The sequence below is a fragment of the Limnofasciculus baicalensis BBK-W-15 genome, assembly GCF_024178385.1.
GTDB lineage: Bacteria > Cyanobacteriota > Cyanobacteriia > Cyanobacteriales > Coleofasciculaceae > Limnofasciculus > Limnofasciculus baicalensis.
The window spans coordinates 1-2854 of record NZ_JAMZMM010000560.1 but is presented as its reverse complement, the minus strand read 5'-3'; the positions used below and the strand labels follow the sequence as shown (position 1 = coordinate 2854).

At 40.7% G+C, this 2854-nt stretch carries 3 protein-coding genes; all 3 read right to left on the bottom strand.

Annotation, left to right across the window (positions count from 1 at the left end):
• Positions 1–31: 31 nt before the first annotated feature.
• A complete protein-coding gene (locus NJ959_RS28090) occupies positions 32–907 on the bottom strand; it encodes a ParA family protein (RefSeq protein WP_254015060.1) in 876 nt (291 codons plus the stop codon).
• Between the two features lie 451 nt (positions 908–1358).
• Complete coding sequence (gene galT / locus NJ959_RS28085; protein WP_254015059.1) at positions 1359–2357, bottom strand: galactose-1-phosphate uridylyltransferase; 999 nt, start codon at positions 2355–2357, stop codon at positions 1359–1361.
• A gap of 118 nt (positions 2358–2475) precedes the next feature.
• A partial coding sequence (ureE, locus tag NJ959_RS28080) for an urease accessory protein UreE (RefSeq protein WP_254015058.1) occupies positions 2476–2854 on the bottom strand: 379 nt, incomplete at its 5' end.

The following is a 2854-nucleotide window of genomic DNA, read 5'->3' as shown; positions in this document are numbered from 1 at the left end:
TTCCCCATTCCCCACACCTGATCGTGAAATTTTATTTTGACTTCAATACTTGACTAGCAGCAATTCTGATTTCCTTGGTTAAATTCAGATATTTTTCAAACTGACCACCATATCCCCATTTTTGCCGGAGGGTGGTAAACTTATTGGGGTGGTCAAATTCAACGGCTTCTGCAATCTGCTGTTTGTGAGGGATTTGGGTTTCAAATACTCGGGCATCTTTACTATAGCGGCGTAAATCTTTGATCACGCGATCGTGGAGACTCATCCCGGGATGGTACTGTGAGATCACAATCCCAAGTGGATGAATAGTTTCGGCAATGGTTTCGGAGAAATCGCCCAGTGTTTTGGTAATTTGAGGAATCCCGTAAGTTGAAAGAATATCCGGGATAGTAGGAATGATATAACCGTGGGAAATTCTCAACCCATTAAGGGTAACAATGCCTAGATTGGGAGGACAATCGATGAGAATATAGTCGTATTGATCGATAATTGATTTTATGCCACGACGGAGAATATTAATTGGATTCGCTGCGTAGAATCTTCCAGTGGAAATTGTTCCTAGTCTGTCTTGTATGTTAATCAGATCTAAGCTGGAAGGGAGCAAGTCTAAATTTATTAAATCTCTGACATTAGAAACTTGATGTTGTAGAGTTTTCTTGAGATTAAACTTTGAGTAATTTGGGTAAATAGCATCGAGAAATAGTTGTGCTATGGTGTGGTGATTCTCGTTGAGATTTTCCCATTTTTCTTCGCCAATCAGCATTAAGGTTGCATTGGTTTGCGGATCGAGATCGATTACCAAAACTTTGCGATCGAACACGCCTGATAGCATTTCAGCAACCGCGACAGCGGTTGTTGTTTTTCCTACACCTCCTTTAAGGTTTATGAAGGAAATTATAATTGCCACAGATACTCTCCAATTTTTTTTATAATTTAACCAAGCAGACGATGAGACAGCCGATTTGTTAACCTGAGTTTGACTGCTTTTCAAGTCTACAGAAATTTAGTAGATTGCAAGATTGAGCCTGCCATAAGTAATCGTCTACTCCACTCGATAGCCTGTAACCGATCTTCCGTCAATAGATAGCCGTTTGTTACTAGTAGAAATAGTCACAGGCTGACACTTATATAGGACTTAGGCAGCGACACTCTAATAGCGTAGATGGTGCGTTAGCATTCGCGAAGCGTTCCCGAAGGGTAGCGTAACACACCCTACAGATATATGTTTTGTATAAGTCCTGTTATACTTTCCAAGGTAACAAACATAGATCGGGATACGCCACACTATTGAACATGTCAAATAGTTAACTTTTTTCATTCTGGGAAGGGAAATTAGGTTAACTGAAAACAGCTATAAATCACTCATTTAAAAAATCCGCATCCGCTTCAGGGATAGACGGATTAATATTAATTCCTGAACCCATCTCAAAGCCAGCTTCTGTTATCAATTTAGGTTGGATTTGGCAATACCAATGTACTTGGGGTTCCTCGGCTTTGTACCGTGCCGCTGTATTGATAACATAATTATAATCCGGATCGTTTAATTTTTCGTACAATTTACCAAGAACCTCCTTTAAAATAGCAGCAAAATCTGATTTCTGGCGATCGGAAATACTGCCAAAGTCGGCTTGATGATCTTTGGGCATAATCCAAATTTCAAAAGGGACTTCTGCGGCAAAAGGGATATATGCTAGAAACGATAAATTTTCCCCAACAACTCGCCTGCGGTTTTGCATTTCAAATTCTAAAATATCGCAGTACACACACCTGCCCCAGTGATCGTAATATTGCTGCGCTTCTTGCTCCTGCCAGCGAATATGTTGAGGAACAATACCCGTAACAATAAATTGAGAATGAGGATGAATTAAAGATGCACCAGCCTTAGCACCGTGATTGCGAAAAATAATCCCCATCATATTTTCATGCCACGCCATTAATTCAATATAGCGTTTGTGATAGGTTTCAATCACCATTTCCACTGCTTCAATGGGCATGGTAGCGATATCATCATTATGATTGGGACTTTCAACAATTACCTCATGTTGACCATAACCGGGCATAGCTAAATAAATCCCATCTATCCAGCGACGTGTATTTTCATTTGGTGTTAGAGCAGGAAATTTATTTGAAAGTATTCTAGTCTGCCAACCATCGTGATTTTGGTTAGGTATCTCCAAAACAATGAACTCTGATATATGTTCGTTTCCAGGACAAAACGGACATTTCGTATCTCTAGTAATGAGAGATTGTTTCGGGCGATGGCTTTGCTGAAAATCTTGGGGACGTTTACGCCGACTGGGGGCATAAATCACCCATTCTCTCGTTACTTTATTGAGTCTAATCTGACCGGATTGCATAATTTGTTATTTGTTGTTTGTTGTTTGTTGTTTGTTGGTGGGCAATAAGAACGAACAACCAATAACGAACAACTAATAACCAAAAACTAACAACGAACAACCAATAACCAACAACTAATTAATGATTGTGCCCATAAGCTCCAATTTCGGGGTGAAAGGGAAGAATTTCACTTTTGACATTCAGCCCCAATTGTTCTAACATCGCTTCTAAAACCGGATCGGGAGATAACCTTAAATAGTTAGGAGTAATCTCCAAAGGTACATGGCGATTGCCTAAATGATAGGCGGCTCGCAGCAAATCGAGAGGTTTCTGAGTGGTTACTGTTAGTACATCTTCCGGTTTAGCAGCAATGCGAATCACCACATCACCTATTTGCGATCGCAGTAAGTCCCCATCCTGTAGGATAGTTCCTCTCGGTAACCGCAGGTACAAGCTTTCTCCATCAGGCGTATCAAAGCGGTGGCGTGTACGGGTCCGTTCTGAGGCGGTGAGTGAT